Source organism: Rhodoferax sp. BLA1 (assembly GCF_013416775.1).
Taxonomy (GTDB): Bacteria; Pseudomonadota; Gammaproteobacteria; order Burkholderiales; family Burkholderiaceae_C; genus Rhodoferax.
The window spans coordinates 293203-307447 of sequence record NZ_SZVI01000009.1; the positions used below are offsets into that span (position 1 = coordinate 293203).

Annotated in this window: 16 protein-coding genes and 2 riboswitches; of the genes, 7 read left to right on the forward strand and 9 right to left on the reverse strand. The window is 62.2% G+C overall.

Features of this window, described 5'->3' with window-relative positions; genetic code table 11:
• Position 1: 1 nt before the first annotated feature.
• The 6 genes from FDG13_RS09820 (at position 2) to FDG13_RS09845 (ending at position 5823) form a co-directional block, all read left to right on the forward strand.
• A complete protein-coding gene (locus tag FDG13_RS09820; protein WP_180127155.1) occupies positions 2 to 1048 on the forward strand; it encodes an NAD(P)/FAD-dependent oxidoreductase in 1047 nt (348 codons plus the stop codon).
• Positions 1049 to 1243: 195 nt separating this feature from the next.
• Positions 1244 to 1352: riboswitch (TPP riboswitch) on the forward strand.
• A 77-nt stretch (positions 1353 to 1429) separates the two neighbouring features.
• Entirely contained in the window at positions 1430 to 2740 is a 1311-nt protein-coding gene (locus tag FDG13_RS09825; RefSeq protein WP_180127157.1) for a cytosine permease, read from the forward strand.
• Complete coding sequence (locus FDG13_RS09830; RefSeq protein ID WP_180127159.1) at positions 2737 to 3813, forward strand: FAD-dependent oxidoreductase; 1077 nt, start codon at positions 2737 to 2739, stop codon at positions 3811 to 3813. The genes FDG13_RS09825 and FDG13_RS09830 overlap by 4 nt, the downstream gene beginning before the upstream one ends.
• On the forward strand, positions 3810 to 4007 hold the full coding sequence (thiS, locus tag FDG13_RS09835) for a sulfur carrier protein ThiS (RefSeq protein WP_180127161.1): 198 nt from the start codon (positions 3810 to 3812) through the stop codon (positions 4005 to 4007). The genes FDG13_RS09830 and thiS overlap by 4 nt, the downstream gene beginning before the upstream one ends.
• 31 nt (positions 4008 to 4038) lie before the next feature.
• Positions 4039 to 4845 (forward strand): thiazole synthase, encoded by an 807-nt coding sequence (locus FDG13_RS09840; protein WP_180127163.1) that lies wholly within the window; start codon positions 4039 to 4041, stop codon positions 4843 to 4845.
• 9 nt (positions 4846 to 4854) lie between these two features.
• On the forward strand, positions 4855 to 5823 hold the full coding sequence (locus tag FDG13_RS09845) for a thiamine phosphate synthase (protein ID WP_255435185.1): 969 nt from the start codon (positions 4855 to 4857) through the stop codon (positions 5821 to 5823).
• On the opposite strand, the gene FDG13_RS09850 is transcribed toward FDG13_RS09845, so the two are convergent.
• From FDG13_RS09850 to thiM, 5 genes are all read right to left on the reverse strand, one after another.
• Positions 5801 to 6226 carry a type II toxin-antitoxin system VapC family toxin gene (locus FDG13_RS09850; protein ID WP_218942693.1) on the reverse strand — a complete coding sequence of 142 codons (426 nt, stop codon included), beginning with the start codon at positions 6224 to 6226 and terminating at the stop codon, positions 5801 to 5803. The two genes, FDG13_RS09845 and FDG13_RS09850, sit on opposite strands and share 23 nt — an antisense overlap.
• The gene (locus FDG13_RS09855; RefSeq protein ID WP_180127167.1) at positions 6223 to 6477 is read right to left on the reverse strand and encodes a type II toxin-antitoxin system Phd/YefM family antitoxin; all 255 of its coding nucleotides are present in this window, start codon (positions 6475 to 6477) and stop codon (positions 6223 to 6225) included. The genes FDG13_RS09850 and FDG13_RS09855 overlap by 4 nt, the downstream gene beginning before the upstream one ends.
• Before the next feature lie 62 nt (positions 6478 to 6539).
• Positions 6540 to 7382 (reverse strand): bifunctional hydroxymethylpyrimidine kinase/phosphomethylpyrimidine kinase, encoded by an 843-nt coding sequence (gene thiD / locus FDG13_RS09860; protein ID WP_180127170.1) that lies wholly within the window; start codon positions 7380 to 7382, stop codon positions 6540 to 6542.
• A gap of 80 nt (positions 7383 to 7462) precedes the next feature.
• The gene (thiE, locus tag FDG13_RS09865; RefSeq protein ID WP_180127172.1) at positions 7463 to 8128 is read right to left on the reverse strand and encodes a thiamine phosphate synthase; all 666 of its coding nucleotides are present in this window, start codon (positions 8126 to 8128) and stop codon (positions 7463 to 7465) included.
• Positions 8129 to 8131: 3 nt separating this feature from the next.
• Positions 8132 to 8980: a hydroxyethylthiazole kinase gene (gene thiM / locus FDG13_RS09870; RefSeq protein ID WP_180127173.1), complete on the reverse strand. Its 849-nt coding sequence runs from the start codon at positions 8978 to 8980 to the stop codon at positions 8132 to 8134.
• 39 nt (positions 8981 to 9019) lie between these two features.
• A riboswitch (TPP riboswitch) is annotated at positions 9020 to 9139 on the reverse strand.
• A gap of 3 nt (positions 9140 to 9142) precedes the next feature.
• On the opposite strand from thiM, the gene FDG13_RS09875 reads away from it, so the two are divergent.
• The gene (locus FDG13_RS09875; protein ID WP_180127175.1) at positions 9143 to 10243 is read left to right on the forward strand and encodes a DUF2971 domain-containing protein; all 1101 of its coding nucleotides are present in this window, start codon (positions 9143 to 9145) and stop codon (positions 10241 to 10243) included.
• 73 nt (positions 10244 to 10316) lie between these two features.
• Here the strand turns inward: FDG13_RS09875 and dnaQ are convergent, their stop codons facing one another.
• From dnaQ to hscB, 4 genes are all read right to left on the reverse strand, one after another.
• Positions 10317 to 11036, reverse strand: a complete 720-nt coding sequence (gene dnaQ, locus FDG13_RS09880; protein ID WP_180127177.1) for a DNA polymerase III subunit epsilon — start codon at positions 11034 to 11036, stop codon at positions 10317 to 10319.
• A 210-nt stretch (positions 11037 to 11246) separates the two neighbouring features.
• Complete coding sequence (gene fdx / locus FDG13_RS09885; protein WP_180127179.1) at positions 11247 to 11585, reverse strand: ISC system 2Fe-2S type ferredoxin; 339 nt, start codon at positions 11583 to 11585, stop codon at positions 11247 to 11249.
• A gap of 31 nt (positions 11586 to 11616) precedes the next feature.
• A complete protein-coding gene (gene hscA / locus FDG13_RS09890) occupies positions 11617 to 13557 on the reverse strand; it encodes a Fe-S protein assembly chaperone HscA (RefSeq protein ID WP_180127181.1) in 1941 nt (646 codons plus the stop codon).
• A gap of 42 nt (positions 13558 to 13599) precedes the next feature.
• Positions 13600 to 14121: a Fe-S protein assembly co-chaperone HscB gene (gene hscB / locus FDG13_RS09895; protein ID WP_180127183.1), complete on the reverse strand. Its 522-nt coding sequence runs from the start codon at positions 14119 to 14121 to the stop codon at positions 13600 to 13602.
• Positions 14122 to 14245: the final 124 nt, after the last annotated feature.

Genomic DNA, 14245 nt, shown 5'->3' on the forward strand with positions numbered 1-14245 from the left:
CGTGATCGAAACCGACGCACTGGTCATCGGCGCCGGACCCGTTGGTTTGTTCACGGTGTTTCAGCTGGGGCTGCAAGGCCTCCAGGCCCAGGTGGTGGACGTGCTCGACGCGCCGGGTGGCCAATGTGCCGCGCTGTACCCGGACAAACCCATTTACGACATACCCGGTGTGCCGGTGTGCAGCGGGCGTGAGCTGACGCAGAACCTGCTGCGGCAAATCGCACCGTTTTCACCCGGTTATCACTGGGACCAGCTGGTCAGCTCGCTGGCGCCACAGGCCGATGGCGGCTGGCTGGTGAGCACCGAGCGCAACAATCAACCTTGCCAGCAGTTCCTGGCACGCACCGTGGTGGTGGCAGCTGGCGTGGGTGCGTTTGTGCCCAAAGAACTCAAGCTCGATGGTCTCGGCGCGTTTCTGGGCCAGCAGCTGTTCTACAAATCACCGCCGCCCGAGCTGGTCAGCGGCAAAGACATCGTGATAGTGGGTGGTGAAGACGAGGCCGTGGCCCAGGCTGTCCATCTGGCCCAAGCTGGCCAGGTCCGCAGCATCACCCTGGTCTACCGGCGTGAGGTCTTGCAGGCCAGCGAAGCCGCCCTGGCTGAATTTGCCGCATTACGCGATGCCGGTCGCATCCACTTTCAAGCCGGCCAAATCACCGGTATCCAGACTGACACCCAGCGACTGACGGGTGTGACGGTCAGCACCCCGGACGACCAGACCCTGAACCTGCCGTTGGACCTGTTGCTGGTGTTCCAGGGCATCAGCCCCAAACTTGGCCCGGTTGCGCAGTGGGGCCTGGCCATGGAGCGCAAACAGCTCACGGTGGACACCGCCACCTTTGCCACCAGTGCGCCAGGCATTTTTGCGGTGGGGGATGTGATCACCTACCCGGGCAAAAAGAAGCTGATCGTCTGCGGTTTCCATGAGGCCACCTTGGCCGCGTTTGGAGCGGCCGCGCTGGTCCACCCGGAGGCTTCGACGGTGCTGCAGTACACCACCAGCAGCGCGCTGTTGCAGCAGCGGCTTGGGGTTTTGCCAGCGCCCTGAGAAAGGCTCGGGCCTCACCCAGCTTGATGCCCAACACCCTCGAGCCAACACAGCGGCCCTTGGCCAGATTTATCACTTTTGATAGCTATCCACCCAGATACCATAAGGGCCAGAGGCCAATTTTGCATCTAACATGTGATGTCAGCCAGGTGCACGCTCACGCAGGCTAGAATCCGCCACGCGCCAGTCACCTGGCGCACACGCTAGGGGTGTTGGCCCGCAGTACACGCTGTGGGCCGACTGAGAGAGTCCCTTTGAACCTGATTGAGGTAATCCTCGCGCAGGGAAGCTGGTCCAAGCACGGGGGTTGCCGCCTTCTCAGACAACGTTTACCCGTCACGATCGACGCTGACCTGCCAACTTTTTGCATGGAGCAAACGGATGGCAAACACACACATTTCACCCAACCCGGCGTCGAATTCGGCGCTCTCACCCATCGCCGCCAGCGAGCGGGTTTTCAGCTGGCGCGACCACACCGCCCTGTGGTTCAGCCTGGGTGTGGGCCTGCTGGTGATGCAGATTGGCGCCTACCTGGTGCCCGCCGTGGGCAGCCGCGACGCGGCGGTGGCGATTGTGCTGGGCTCGCTGGTCGGCGCCGGCCTGCTGGCCTGGACCGCGCGGCTGGGCTGCAGCACCGGTCTGTCGAGTGCGGGCCTGATGCACGCCAGCTTTGGCAGCCAGTTTGCGCGCCTGCCGGTGCTCTTGAACATGGTGCAACTGATCGGCTGGACCACCTTTGAGCTGGTGATCATGCGCGACGGCACCCGCGCGATCAGCCTGCAATCTTTTGGGTTGGACCTGGGTGGCACTTCAGGCCTGCTTGTCAGCACCCTGCTCTGGGGCGGCGTGCTGATAGCGCTGCTGGCGGGGTCCATGACCCGGCTGGTACGCCAACTCATCAGCCGCATCGCCCTGCCGCTGGTGATTGCCTCGCTGCTGTGGCTGACCTGGCAATTTGGCAGCCAATTGCAGGCGCAGGGGCTGGCAGCGTTTTGGGCACGCCAAGGGGATGGCAGCATGGGCCTGCTCTCGGCGATGGACCTGGTGATTGCGATGCCGGTGTCCTGGTTGCCGCTGGTGGCCGACTACGCGCGCCACGGCAAAAACGGCCGCAGTGCGATGAGTGGCACCTGGCTCGGTTATGCGCTGGCCAACATCTGGTGTTACGCCCTGGGTGTGATGGTGGTGAGTGTGGCGCAGCCGGGCACCGACCTGGTCACCGCGTTGCTACTGGCACAAGGTGGTTTGCTGGCCCTGAGCCTGATTCTGGTGGACGAAATCGACAACGCCTATGGCGATGTGTACTCCGCTTCGGTGTCGGGCCAAAGCCTGCGCGGCAGCTGGAGCATCCGGCAGTGGGGCCTGGGTCTGGCCGTGGTGTGTACCGCACTGGCGCTGGTGTTGCCGATGCACAGTCTGGAGCCGTTTTTGCTGCTGCTCAGCTCGGTGTTTGTGCCGCTGTATGGGGTGATTCTGGGGCGGCTGGCGCTGGGTACACCCAGCCTGGCCGTCTCCAACAAAGCCGTGGACTGGATGGCCGCTGGCCTGTGGTTGCTGGGCATCACTTGTTACCACCTGTTGGCCAACTACGCGCCGCAATGGGGTTCTGCCCTGCCCACGCTGGCCCTGACCTTCACCCTGGCCTGGCTGACGCGCCCAGCTGCCGCTGCCTTGCGTGAGGTGCACGCATGAACATCACCATTCTTGGTGCCGGCCTGATGGGTCGGCTGCTGACGTGTTCACTGGCACGCGCAGGCCACACTGTGACGGTGTTTGAGGAACGCGCGGCCGATTCGCGCGGTGCGGCAGCCTTTGCCGCTGCCGCCATGTTGGCGCCACTGGCCGAGTCGGCCGTGGCCGAGGACGAGGTGGTGCGCCTGGGCCAACACAGCCTGACGCGTTGGCCCGAGCTGATTGCCGCGCTCGACACCCCGGTGTTTTTCCAACGCGAAGGCACACTGGTGGTCTGGCACCGCCAGGACGCGCCGGATGCGCAACGTTTTGGCCAGCTGCTGGCCGCCACTGGCTCACGCCTGCCCGAGCTGCCGCAGCCACAAACGCTGGACTCTGCAGCGCTAGAGTCGCTGGAGCCCGGCATGGGCAGCCGTTTTGCCCACGGCCTGTACCTGCCCGGTGAAGGCCAGCTCGACAACCACCAGCTGGTGGATGCGCTGCTGTTTCAGATGCTGCGCCTGGGTGTGGACTTGCACTGGGCCAGCCCGCGTAGCCCGCTGGACTTTGAGCCCGGCCAGGTCGATCAGCCTGACTGGCTGCTCGATTGCCGTGGCCTGGGGGCGCAGCCGCAGTGGCCTGAGTTACGCGGTGTGCGTGGTGAGATCGTCACCTTGCACGCACCCCAGGTGCGCCTGTCGCGTCCGACCCGGCTGATCCACCCGCGTTACCCGATCTACATCGCGCCCAAGCAAGAGGGCTACTTTTTGGTCGGCGCCACCGAGATCGAGTCGGACGACACCTCACCGATGAGTCTGCGATCAGCACTCGAGCTGCTCAGCGCCGCCTACACCGTGGACAGCGGTTTTGGCGAGGCCCGCATTGTGGAGCTGGTGGCGCAGTGCCGCCCCGCCCTGCCCAACAACCTGCCCACGGTGCGCTGGCTCGGCCCACGCAGCTTGCAGGTCAACGGCTTGTACCGCCACGGCTATTTGATCGCCCCTGCGATGCACGACGTGGTGCTGGAGCTGATGGCCAGCGGCAGCTCGCCCCTGGCACAAGGCCTGGGTTTGGCACTGGAGGCCGCGCCATGAAGGTGTTCCTCAACCAACAAGCGTGTGAGTTGCCCGAAGGGGCCACGCTGGCCCAGGCGGTGGCGATCAGCCAGTTAACACCGCCTTTTGCGGCCGCGCTAAACCGGCAATTTGTGCCCAACACCCAGTATGCACAGACCCCGCTCCAAGAGGGTGACCAGATTGAATTGATCGCCCCAGTGGTGGGCGGCTGAACCCATCGTTAACCCCATGAACACAAATCACATGTCCCCTGACACCCCACCGAGCGACCCGCTGGTCTTGTACGGCGAGTCATTCGCCAGCCGCCTGATGCTGGGCACCGCGCGTTACCCCTCTCCCGGCATCTTGCAGGCGGCCGTCAAACGCGCCCAGCCTGCCATGTTGACCGCCTCACTGCGTCGGCAAAACCTGGACAGCAGCAACAGCCCCAACCGCTTCTGGCAACTGCTGGCCGAGCTGGGTGTGCCGGTGTTGCCCAATACCGCCGGTTGCCACACGGTGGCTGAGTTAATCACCACCGCGCAGATGGCGCGTGAGGTGTTCAACACGCCCTGGCTCAAGCTTGAACTCATTGGCGACGACTACACGCTGCAGCCCGACACCCTGAACATGGTCGACGCCGCCCGCCAGTTGATCCAGGACGGCTTCAAGGTGCTGCCCTACTGCACCGACGACCTGGTGCTGTGCCAGCGGCTGGTGGATGTGGGTTGCCAAGCCCTGATGCCCTGGGCCGCACCGATTGGCACCGGCAAAGGCCCGATCAACCCCTACGCCTTGCAGACCCTGCGCGCACGCCTGCAGGTGCCAATGATTGTGGACGCGGGCCTGGGCCGGCCGTCCCACGCGGCGCAGGTGATGGAATGGGGTTTTGACGGCGTCTTGCTCAACACCGCTGTGGCGCTGGCCAACGACCCGGTGCGTATGGCCGGTGCCTTTGCCGCCGCCACCCAGGCCGGGCGTGATGCTTTTCTGGCCGGCACCATGGCCGAAAAAGCCTCCGCCGAGCCCAGCACGCCGGTGCTGGGCACACCGTTCTGGCACCAGGCTTGAACCCTCACCATGACCAACACCGCGACAAACATGGCGCAAGCCATTCTCAGCGCCCATGCCGCGTTGGCACTTGGAACTCCCAAAACTTCCAAGACTTTTGAGCCTCCAGCCCTTATCAATCAAGGGCTAACAGCTATCAAAGATGAGGCAAGCACCGAGGTTTACCAAGCCGCGCACCTAGCCAGTTTGGCGCTGAACTTTGACGAGGCCGACGCCGATGTGATTGCCAGCGCCTGGCAGGCCCAAACGCGACGCACCGGCCAGTTTGACGCCAACCAGTGGCCCACCGAGCCCGAGGACTTTGGCCTGCGCCACCGGTCAGACGCCGAAGCATTTGCCCCCTGTCCGCAGCAACTGGGCCTGTACGCGGTGTTGCCCGACGCAGCCTGGGTCGGGCGTTTGGCGCGCGCCGGGGTGCCCACGGTGCAGCTGCGCTTCAAGTCCGACGATGTCCAGGCCATCCGCCATGAGGTGCGTGCGGCGGTCGAGGCCGTGCGCGGCACCCAGGCCCTGCTGTTCATCAACGACCATTGGCAAGCCGCCATCGAGGCCGGAGCTTACGGTGTGCACCTGGGCCAGGAAGACCTGGACAGCCTGAGCGAGGCCGACCTGGGTTCCATCCGCCGCGCTGGGTTGCGCCTGGGCATCAGCAGCCACGGGTATGCCGAGATGCTGCGCGCCGCCCACTATGGCCCCAGCTACATCGCGATGGGTGCGGTGTTTGCCACCACCCTCAAACGCATGGCCACCCCACCGCAAGGTCTGGCGCGGTTGCAGGTCTACACCCGTTTGCTGCGCCACTACCCCACGGTGGCGATTGGTGGCATTGACCTGGATCACCTGGGCGCGGTGCTGGCGTGTGGGGTTGGCTCTGTGGGTGTGGTGCGGGCACTGGTGGCGGCAGACCTGCCCGAAACGGCGGTGCGCGCGTTTCAAGCCGCCTGGGAGCAGTCGCTCAGCCGGGTTCCCAAGGGTTAAGGATCAACACGCCGCACGATTCAAAATCGGCGACGTTGCGGGTGACCACGGTCAAACCATGGACCAGTGCCGTGGCGGCAATCAGGCTGTCCATGGCCGGGCGAGGGTCTGGGACATGCAGGGCTGCGCTGCGTTTGGCCACAGCCGCATCCACAGGCAGGATGCGGCCCGCAAAGGCTGGCAAAACATGGCTCTCGAACCAGACGCGAAACATGGCACCCTGGGGTGGGTCGCGGCGCTCAGCCAGCAGCACGCCCATCTCCAGTTCTTGCACGGTGATTGCCGACAAGTACAGGTCTGTGGCGTCCACGCTGTCGGCCCAACGTGCCACGTTGGGATCAGCGCGGCCAAGGCGGACTTTGCGCAGTTCAGACACCACGTTGGTGTCAAGAATGAACATCAGGACAAGTCCGCAGGTCGGGCAAGATCAGGCAGGCGAGGTATCTCAAAATCAAGCTCCTCGCTGCCCGGCATCGCCAGCAAGTCGGCGATCTTCGACTGGCTGGCGGTAAGGCGCTGGTAGAGCGCCATGCTCATCAACACATGGGCTGGCCTGCCCCGGTCTGTGATAAACACCGGCCCCTTGTTGGCAGCCCGCTTGGCCTCACTTGCGGCCTGGTTGAACTCTCGGCTTGACAGGGTCGTGATGGTCATATCCGCACCTCACTTAAAAAATATGTAGAAATGTTACTACATACTCAAAAACCAAGGCAGCGTCAGGGGCGCGGATTAACCCGCATCACCACCGGCGCAAAGCCGTGGTTCAGTGGGCCGCTGCCTTGGCCGGTTTTGACGGTGGCCCCGGCTGCCATGGCTTGGCGCACAAATGCTCTGGCCTGTTGCACCGCGTCTGGCAGGGTGTGGCCCAGGGCAAGATGGGCGGCCACGGCGCTCGACAAGGTGCAACCCGTGCCGTGGGTGTTGGGGCTGTGGATGCGGGGGCCGTGCATCCAGATCGGCTCGGCGCCCGATGCCAGCAGCAGGTCCACCACCTCTTCACCGGGCAAATGGCCGCCTTTGAGCAACACCGCCCGCGCACCCTGGCCCAGCAGCAGCTGGGCGGCGGGCAACATGTCTTGCACACTGCTGAGCGGCTTACCAACCAGCAAACCGGCCTCGTCCAGGTTGGGGGTGATCAGCGCCACACGGGCAAACAGCTCGGCCACCAGCACATGGATGGCCTCAGCGTCGATCAGCACCGCGCCGCTGGTGGCCACCATCACCGGGTCAAACACCACATGCGGCGGCTGGTGTTTGTCCAGCGCCTGGGCCACGGTGCGCACAATGTCAGGCGCGTGCAACATGCCGATCTTGACCGCGTCCACGCCAATGTCTTCGATCACCGCGTCGATCTGGTCACGCAGAATCTGCGGCGGCACACCGTGGATGCTGCGCACCCCACGGGTGTTTTGTGCGGTGAGTGCGGTGATCGCCGTCATGCCAAAACAGCCCAAGGCGGCAAAAGTCTTCAAGTCCGCCTGGATGCCCGCGCCGCCGCCGCTGTCCGAACCCGCAATCGACAACACATGCGGGTAGCGCTGATTCAGTTCAAAAGTCATAACAAACTGTCCTTATGCCACAAGGGCTAGAGGCTAAAAAGGCTTACAAGATATGAGAAACCTGGGCGCTGTCTGTTAGATCAAAACAGCGCCCGAAAAGCCCGCGCCGCCGCTGCCGGGTCATCCGCTGAACACAGCGCACTGACCACCGCCAGCCCGTTGGCCCCGGCGGCCAACACCTCGGCCGCATTGCTCAGATGGATGCCACCAATGGCCACCAGTGGCAATTGGGTCACAGCCCGCACGGCAGACAAACCAGCCAGCCCCCAGGGCGGCGCGGTGTCACTTTTGGTGGGGGTCGGGAACACCGGGCTGACACCCAGGTAATCCACTGGCAAGCTGGCTGCGCGATGCACATCGTCCAGTGTTTCGACCGACAGGCCAATAAACACCTGCGCTGGCAGCAGCTGGCGCGCCAACCCAACGGGCATGTCCGACTGGCCCAGGTGCACCCCCTGCGCGCCGCAGGCCAGCGCCACGTCAATGCGGTCATTGATCACCAGCGGCACACCCAAAGGCGTCAACAAATCGTTGAGAGCACAAGCCAACGCCACAAAGTCGCGCGTGTTACTGGTCTTTTCACGCAGCTGCACACAGGTGGCACCGCCCTGCACCGCCGCCATCACCACGTCCGTCAGGTTTCGACCGCGTAGCGCCTGCTGGTCGGTCACCAGATACAGCCGCACCAGATCGGCCACGGCTGCCCGGTCTGGGCGCGCAACATCGCTACTGAAAGCAGAGTGCATGGCTCAGGCAGAGATTGGGCTACAGGCCATTTTGAGCACAGACTCAAAGGTCACCCGGTCCAGCAGCTGCAACTGGTCCAGCAAAGCGATTTGCAGACTACCCACGCCCAAGCCCTGGGCCTGCACCTGCTGTGTAGCTACCTGCCCCACCACACCCAGGTACGCCATGGCCGACACCGTGGCGCGCCAGGCATCGGGCTGCACCGCACAAAACGCCCCCACCAGCGCGGTGGCAGAACAGCCCACACCGGTGATACGCGTCATCCACTCATGGCCGTTGGCCAAGCTGATGTGGCGGCCACTGGCGTCCAGCACATGGTCCACCTCACCACTGACGCACACCACACCGCCGGTACTCTTTGCCAGGTCGCGTGCGGCTTGCAGGGCGTCGCTGACGGCAGCGCCGCTGTCTACCCCGCGCGTCTGCACCGCCACACCTGCCACACTCATGATCTCAGACGCATTGCCACGAATCACCGACGGGCTGGCCTGGGCCAGCAAGGCCGCGATGCTCTGGTTACGATAGCTGGTAGCCCCCGCACCCACTGGGTCCAGCACGGTTTTGATGCCACGCTGTGCGGCAATGGCCAGCGCCTGGCGCATGCTCTCGATCCAATAGGGCTCGAGCGTGCCGATGTTGAGCACCAGCGCCTGCGCAATGGCCGCCATGTCGCGCACCTCTTCGTGCGCGTGCGCCATCACCGGCGAGGCGCCCATGGCCAGAAGGAAGTTGGCGTTGTAGTTCATCACCACCAGGTTGGTGATGGAATGCACCAGCGGGCGCTGCGTGCGCACAGCGAGCACGTCGGCCCAGATGTCAGAAGGTGTTAAAGCGTTGGAAGAAGTCGTCATGGCCGTCACAGGTTAAAGACCCGAAGTCGCACGACGCTAAGCAAGTTTTTGACGCTTTCCTACGCTGGCACGACCCAGATCAGGTGATGGGTCAGTTCAGCACTGACCCTAAGAGTATTTCTCAGCCACCCCAACCGGGCGGCACCTCTAGCGGGGGGGATTATGACGGATGCGGAAGTGCGGTCCAAGGAAAAGCGCTCAGCTACATTACGACAAGTATCGATTCTTCATTCTTTTGCCCTGACCGTCATGACATCATCAATACTTGAGGTGGACCCTTCGCTTTCAGAAGACACTGTCTTGTACCGAACGCTTGATTTTTTCGGAGCTGCGGCCATTGTTCGAAACAAACAGCTAATGTTCTCACGGGCGGACACCTTCTCGGACAAGAACGAGGGTATTGACCGACTATTGGTTCAACTTGAAGCAGCAAAACCGGCCAGTGGTTGCGGTATGGGTTGGCACGACGGATACACCGCGCGTACACATCATGAGCAAATCAAGCAAAGCCACTTCATCAGCTGTTGGAGCCGTAACCCGGAGTCCGTCGCAATGTGGTCACTTTATTCCCCCGACTACTGCTCCGTCAGAGTTTCCACCACAATTTCGAAACTGCGACGCCCAATCGAAGAACTTCTTGAAAAATACAGCATTTCTCGCCTCTCCGAGAGAAATTTGAATCAAAGAGTATTAGTGTCGTCCGCTGGCTACATCGCACCAGTTGAATATGCTTCACTGCAATGGATTGCCCAAAAAATTACTAGGCGAGCAAAGGCACACCGTCGTATAGCCGAGCGATACTCCCGAAAAGGAAAATCTTTACCACTATTCAATGACGTTGATCCTCGTTACTACCAGCGAGAACAACAGCGCCGCTTTAGCGAACTTAGAACTACCTGCCGACTAAAGGACAAGAGTTTTGAACACGAGGATGAAGTCAGATTATTCGTTCGACTGGGGGAGGAGGTTTGTTCAACGTCAGTACTTGAAGATCAAGCATATTTAGATCCGAATCACAAATACCATTTAGTACTAAAGGAAGACCTTAAAGCTTGGGGCTTCGTTAAGCTGGGAAAATTGCCGCTCCGAGAATTTGCACCGTGTTCCGAAGACTTAGTTGAAACGGTTGCAATTGATCCACGTTGCCCACCGCATAAAGCAGACTTCATGCGCCGATGGTTTCAGAATTATGGAGTTCGTATTGTGGAATCGGCATGTTTTGGGTATCTGCCTGATTCATTCGAGGTATATCCAGAATGGTGATAGTTCGCCACCGAATCATTCAACACGAACTGGCCCGATGAAGCCGCCCAGCAAGCTACTTCATCCATTAAAGTCACTCCGCCGCCACCGGCTCCAACACCCGCCAAACCGTTTTCCCCTTGCTGTCTTTGTCGATCTGTTTCAGCACGGTTTCGTGGGCGGCCAGTTCCTGTTCGTTGGCGCTCAGCACCGGCAGGTTGAACACCCGCAGGTCCATCAGCGGGGAGCCGTTGCCCGACGCCTCGTTGGCCGAGCTGTCATCCATCAGCAACACGTCCTGACCGCGGGTCAGGTTGATGAACACGTCGGCCAGCAGTTCGGCGTCCAGCAGCGCGCCGTGCAAGGTTCGGCCCGAGTTGTCGACTTCGAGGCGGTCACACAGGGCGTCGAGTGAGTTGCGTTTGCCCGGGTACAGCTCCTTGGCCATGACCAGGGTGTCGGTCACGCTGGCGACGATCTCGCGCACCTTGGGGTGGCCGAGCTTGCCAAACTCCATGTCCAGAAAACCCAGGTCAAACGGCGCGTTGTGGATGATCACCTCGGCACCGCTCAGGTAGGCCAGCAGGTCGTCGGCAATTTCCTCGAACTTGGGCTTGTCCTTGAGGAACTCGGTGGTGATGCCGTGCACCTTGAGCGCTTCTTCGTGGCTGTCACGCCCCGGGTTCACATAGATGTGGCGGTTGTTGCCGGTGAGTTTGCGGTTGACCATCTCCACACAGCCGATTTCGATGATGCGGTCGCCGTTGTCGGCAGACAGGCCAGTGGTTTCGGTGTCGAGGAAGATTTGGCGCATAGGTTCGGATCAAAAAAAGGAGTCTAACTCTCTAAGACTGCCGCCAGTCAATCTGCCAAAGGAGGCTAGCAGCGTGCGTTGGGTGTCTGACGCAGCGGCATCAAGGAGGAGGCTTAAGGCGCAGCCGCAAGCCGGGGGACAGTCGCGGAGTCAGATACCCAGCGTGCGCTGCGGGCTAAACCAAGATGCTAATCAAGGCCCCGCCAAACCTCAGTGGTTTTCCTTGGCGTGGTTGATCGAATACTTGGGTATCTCAATCACCACGTCTTTTTGCGCCAGGATCGCCTGGCAGCTCAGGCGCGATTGGGGTTGCAGGCCCCAGGCGCGGTCCAGCAGGTCGTCCTCTTCTTCTTCGGACGGTGCCAGCGACTCAAAGCCCTCGCGCACCACTACATGGCAGGTGGTGCAGGCACAACTCATCTCACAGGCGTGTTCGATGTTGATGTGGTTTTCCAGCAGCGCCTCGCAGATCGAGGTGCCAGCCGGAGCAGTCACCTCGGCGCCTTGTGGGCAGTATTCGGCGTGGGGCAGGATCTTGATGATGGGCATGGTGGCGGCAGTTCAAAAAGGGAGATTCGGCTCAGACGGTGGCGATGTTTTTGCCAGAGAGCGCGTTCTGGATGCCCCGGTTCATGCGCAGGGCGGCAAAAGCTTCGGTGCCCTTGGCCAGCATCGCGGTGATGGCTTCGATGGCGGGCGCGTCGTCCAGATCACAGGCGGCACGCACCTGGCGCATCAGCTGTTCGATCTCGGCACGCTGGGCCCCGGTCAACAGGTCACCATCGGCGGCCAGGGCACTTTGGGCGGCCAGGATCATGCGGTCGGCATCGACGCGGGCTTCGACAATCGCACGCACATACATGTCGCGCTCGGCCGAGGCAAAACTGTCTTGCAACATGCGGGTGATCAACTCGTCACCCAGGCCGTAAGACGGCTTGACGGTGATGTGGGCTTCGACCCCGCTGGTCTGCTCCAGCGCAGACACACTCAGCAAGCCATCGGCATCGACGGTGAAGGTGACACGGATACGCGCCGCACCGGCGGTCATCGGCGGGATGCCGCGCAGGGTGAAACGTGCCAGGCTGCGGCAATCAGACACCAGGTCGCGTTCACCCTGCACCACATGCAGAGCCAGCGCGGTTTGGCCGTCGACATAAGTGGTGAAGTCCTGCGCCTTGGCAGTGGGAATGGTTTCGTTGCGCAGCACAATGCGCTCGACCAGGCCCCCCATGGTCTCAACCCCCAGGCTCAGCGGGATCACGTCGAGCAGCAGCAAGTCACCACCGGGGTTGTTGCCAGCCAGCTGGTTGGCCTGGATGGCGGCGCCAAGCGCCACCACTTCGTCGGGGTTCAGGTTGTTGAGCGGCGGCTGGCCAAAGAACTCGCCCACGGCTTGCTGGATCTGTGGCATGCGGGTGGAGCCACCGACCATAACCACACCTTTGACCTCGTCAGCGCTGAGTTTGGCGTCACGCAGCACCTTGCGCACCGCACTCAGGGTGCGTGCGGTGAGTGCGCTGGTGGCGGCATCAAACTCAGCACGTGTCACGTTAAATGTGACCTGAGCCCCCGTCAATACAGCGCTGAATGTGACGGAATCTGTAGCAGTGAGGGCCTCTTTGCAGGCGCGGGCAGCGGCCTTGAGGGCGGCTTTGTCAGCCGGGCTGCGGCTGTTGGTGCTGCCGAAGTTGGCACACGTGCTGGCACATTGGGGCTCGGCGCCCAAATTGCTGCACACATTGGCCACACTGCCCGACTGCGCCGCCAGCTGGGCCAGCACCCAGTCGGCCAGGGCGTGGTCGTAATCGTCGCCACCCAGGGCCGAGTCGCCGCCGGTGGCCACCACCTCAAACACACCTTGTGTCAGACGCAGGATCGAGATGTCAAAGGTGCCGCCACCCAGGTCGTAAATCGCGTAAACGCCTTCGCTGGCGTTGTCCAGCCCGTAGGCAATGGCCGCTGCGGTGGGTTCGTTGATCAGGCGCAGCACGTTGATGCCGGCCAGTTGCGCGGCGTCTTTGGTGGCCTGGCGCTGGGCGTCGTCAAAGTACGCGGGCACGGTGATCACCGCGCCAAACAGGTCGGTATTGAAGGTGTCTTCAGCGCGGTAACGCAGGGTGGCCAGAATCTCGCCACTGACTTCGACCGGCGACTTCTCACCGTGGGCCGTCATCAGGCCCAGCATGCCGGGGTGGTCGACAAACTGGTACGGCAGTTTGGCGGCCAGCGCCACGTCCTTGAAGCCACGGCCCATGAAACGTTTGACCGAGCTGATGGTATTGACCGGATCATCCACCCCCGCTTGCAGCGCATCCCAACCAATCTGACGACCGCCACCAGCCAGGTAACGCACCACCGAGGGCAGGATCACCCGGCCCTGGTCGTCGGGCAGGCATTCGGCCACACCGTGGCGCACCGAGGCCACCAGCGAATGGGTGGTGCCCAGGTCAATGCCCACGGCAATACGGCGTTGGTGTGGGTCAGGCGTCTGGCCTGGTTCAGAGATTTGGAGTAACGCCATGGTGTCTAGAGGGTGACAGGCCGCGTGACGGCCTGGGGAAACTTAAAGTTCAAGTTGGTCAAGCCGCTTGTCCACATCGGCCGCAAAACGCTCAACAAACATCAGCGCCCGGACCTGGCCCACGGCCTCGGTGTAAGCCTGCTGCTGGTCGATCAGCTGCTCTATTTTTTGCAGCACCTCACGGCTGGCTTGCTGGACCTGCTGGCTGATTTGCTCAAGATCGTCGGCACCTTCGGCCTCGTCCAGCGCTTCGCGCCAGGCCATCTGCTGCATCAGGAACGCAGGCGGCATGGCGGTGTTGTTTTCGGCATTGACCGGGGCACCGTGCAGCTCACACAGGTAGGCCGCGCGTTTGAGCGGGTCTTTCAGGCGCTGGTAGGCCTCGTTGATACGCACCGACCACTGCATGGCGATGCGCTGGGCGGCAGCGCCCTGGTCCGCAAACTTGTCGGGGTGGGCCTGACGCTGCAGGTCTTTCCAGCGCGCATCGATCTGCGTTTTGTCCTGGGCAAAAGTCTGCGCCAGGCCAAACAGCTCAAAGTCGTTGGATTGAAGAGATTTCAATTGAAACAGCCCTTTTCGTGATGGAAAGCGTAGCGAGCAGCTGTCAGGCTAGGCGCACGGAGCGCAGAAACCGGAACGTACTTTCGGTACGTGAGGATTTCGAGCACCGAGCAACGACGCATGG

Coding starts and splice junctions, on each gene's coding strand:
- FDG13_RS09825 (WP_180127157.1), top strand. CDS start 1,430: ATGGCAAACACACACATTTCACCCAACCCGGCGTCGAATTCGGCGCTC.
- FDG13_RS09830 (WP_180127159.1), top strand. CDS start 2,737: ATGAACATCACCATTCTTGGTGCCGGCCTGATGGGTCGGCTGCTGACG.
- thiS (WP_180127161.1), top strand. CDS start 3,810: ATGAAGGTGTTCCTCAACCAACAAGCGTGTGAGTTGCCCGAAGGGGCC.
- FDG13_RS09840 (WP_180127163.1), top strand. CDS start 4,039: ATGTCCCCTGACACCCCACCGAGCGACCCGCTGGTCTTGTACGGCGAG.
- FDG13_RS09845 (WP_255435185.1), top strand. CDS start 4,855: ATGACCAACACCGCGACAAACATGGCGCAAGCCATTCTCAGCGCCCAT.
- FDG13_RS09855 (WP_180127167.1), bottom strand. CDS start 6,477: ATGACCATCACGACCCTGTCAAGCCGAGAGTTCAACCAGGCCGCAAGT.
- thiD (WP_180127170.1), bottom strand. CDS start 7,382: ATGACTTTTGAACTGAATCAGCGCTACCCGCATGTGTTGTCGATTGCG.
- thiE (WP_180127172.1), bottom strand. CDS start 8,128: ATGCACTCTGCTTTCAGTAGCGATGTTGCGCGCCCAGACCGGGCAGCC.
- thiM (WP_180127173.1), bottom strand. CDS start 8,980: ATGACGACTTCTTCCAACGCTTTAACACCTTCTGACATCTGGGCCGAC.
- FDG13_RS09875 (WP_180127175.1), top strand. CDS start 9,143: ATGACGGATGCGGAAGTGCGGTCCAAGGAAAAGCGCTCAGCTACATTA.
- dnaQ (WP_180127177.1), bottom strand. CDS start 11,036: ATGCGCCAAATCTTCCTCGACACCGAAACCACTGGCCTGTCTGCCGAC.
- fdx (WP_180127179.1), bottom strand. CDS start 11,585: ATGCCCATCATCAAGATCCTGCCCCACGCCGAATACTGCCCACAAGGC.
- hscA (WP_180127181.1), bottom strand. CDS start 13,557: ATGGCGTTACTCCAAATCTCTGAACCAGGCCAGACGCCTGACCCACAC.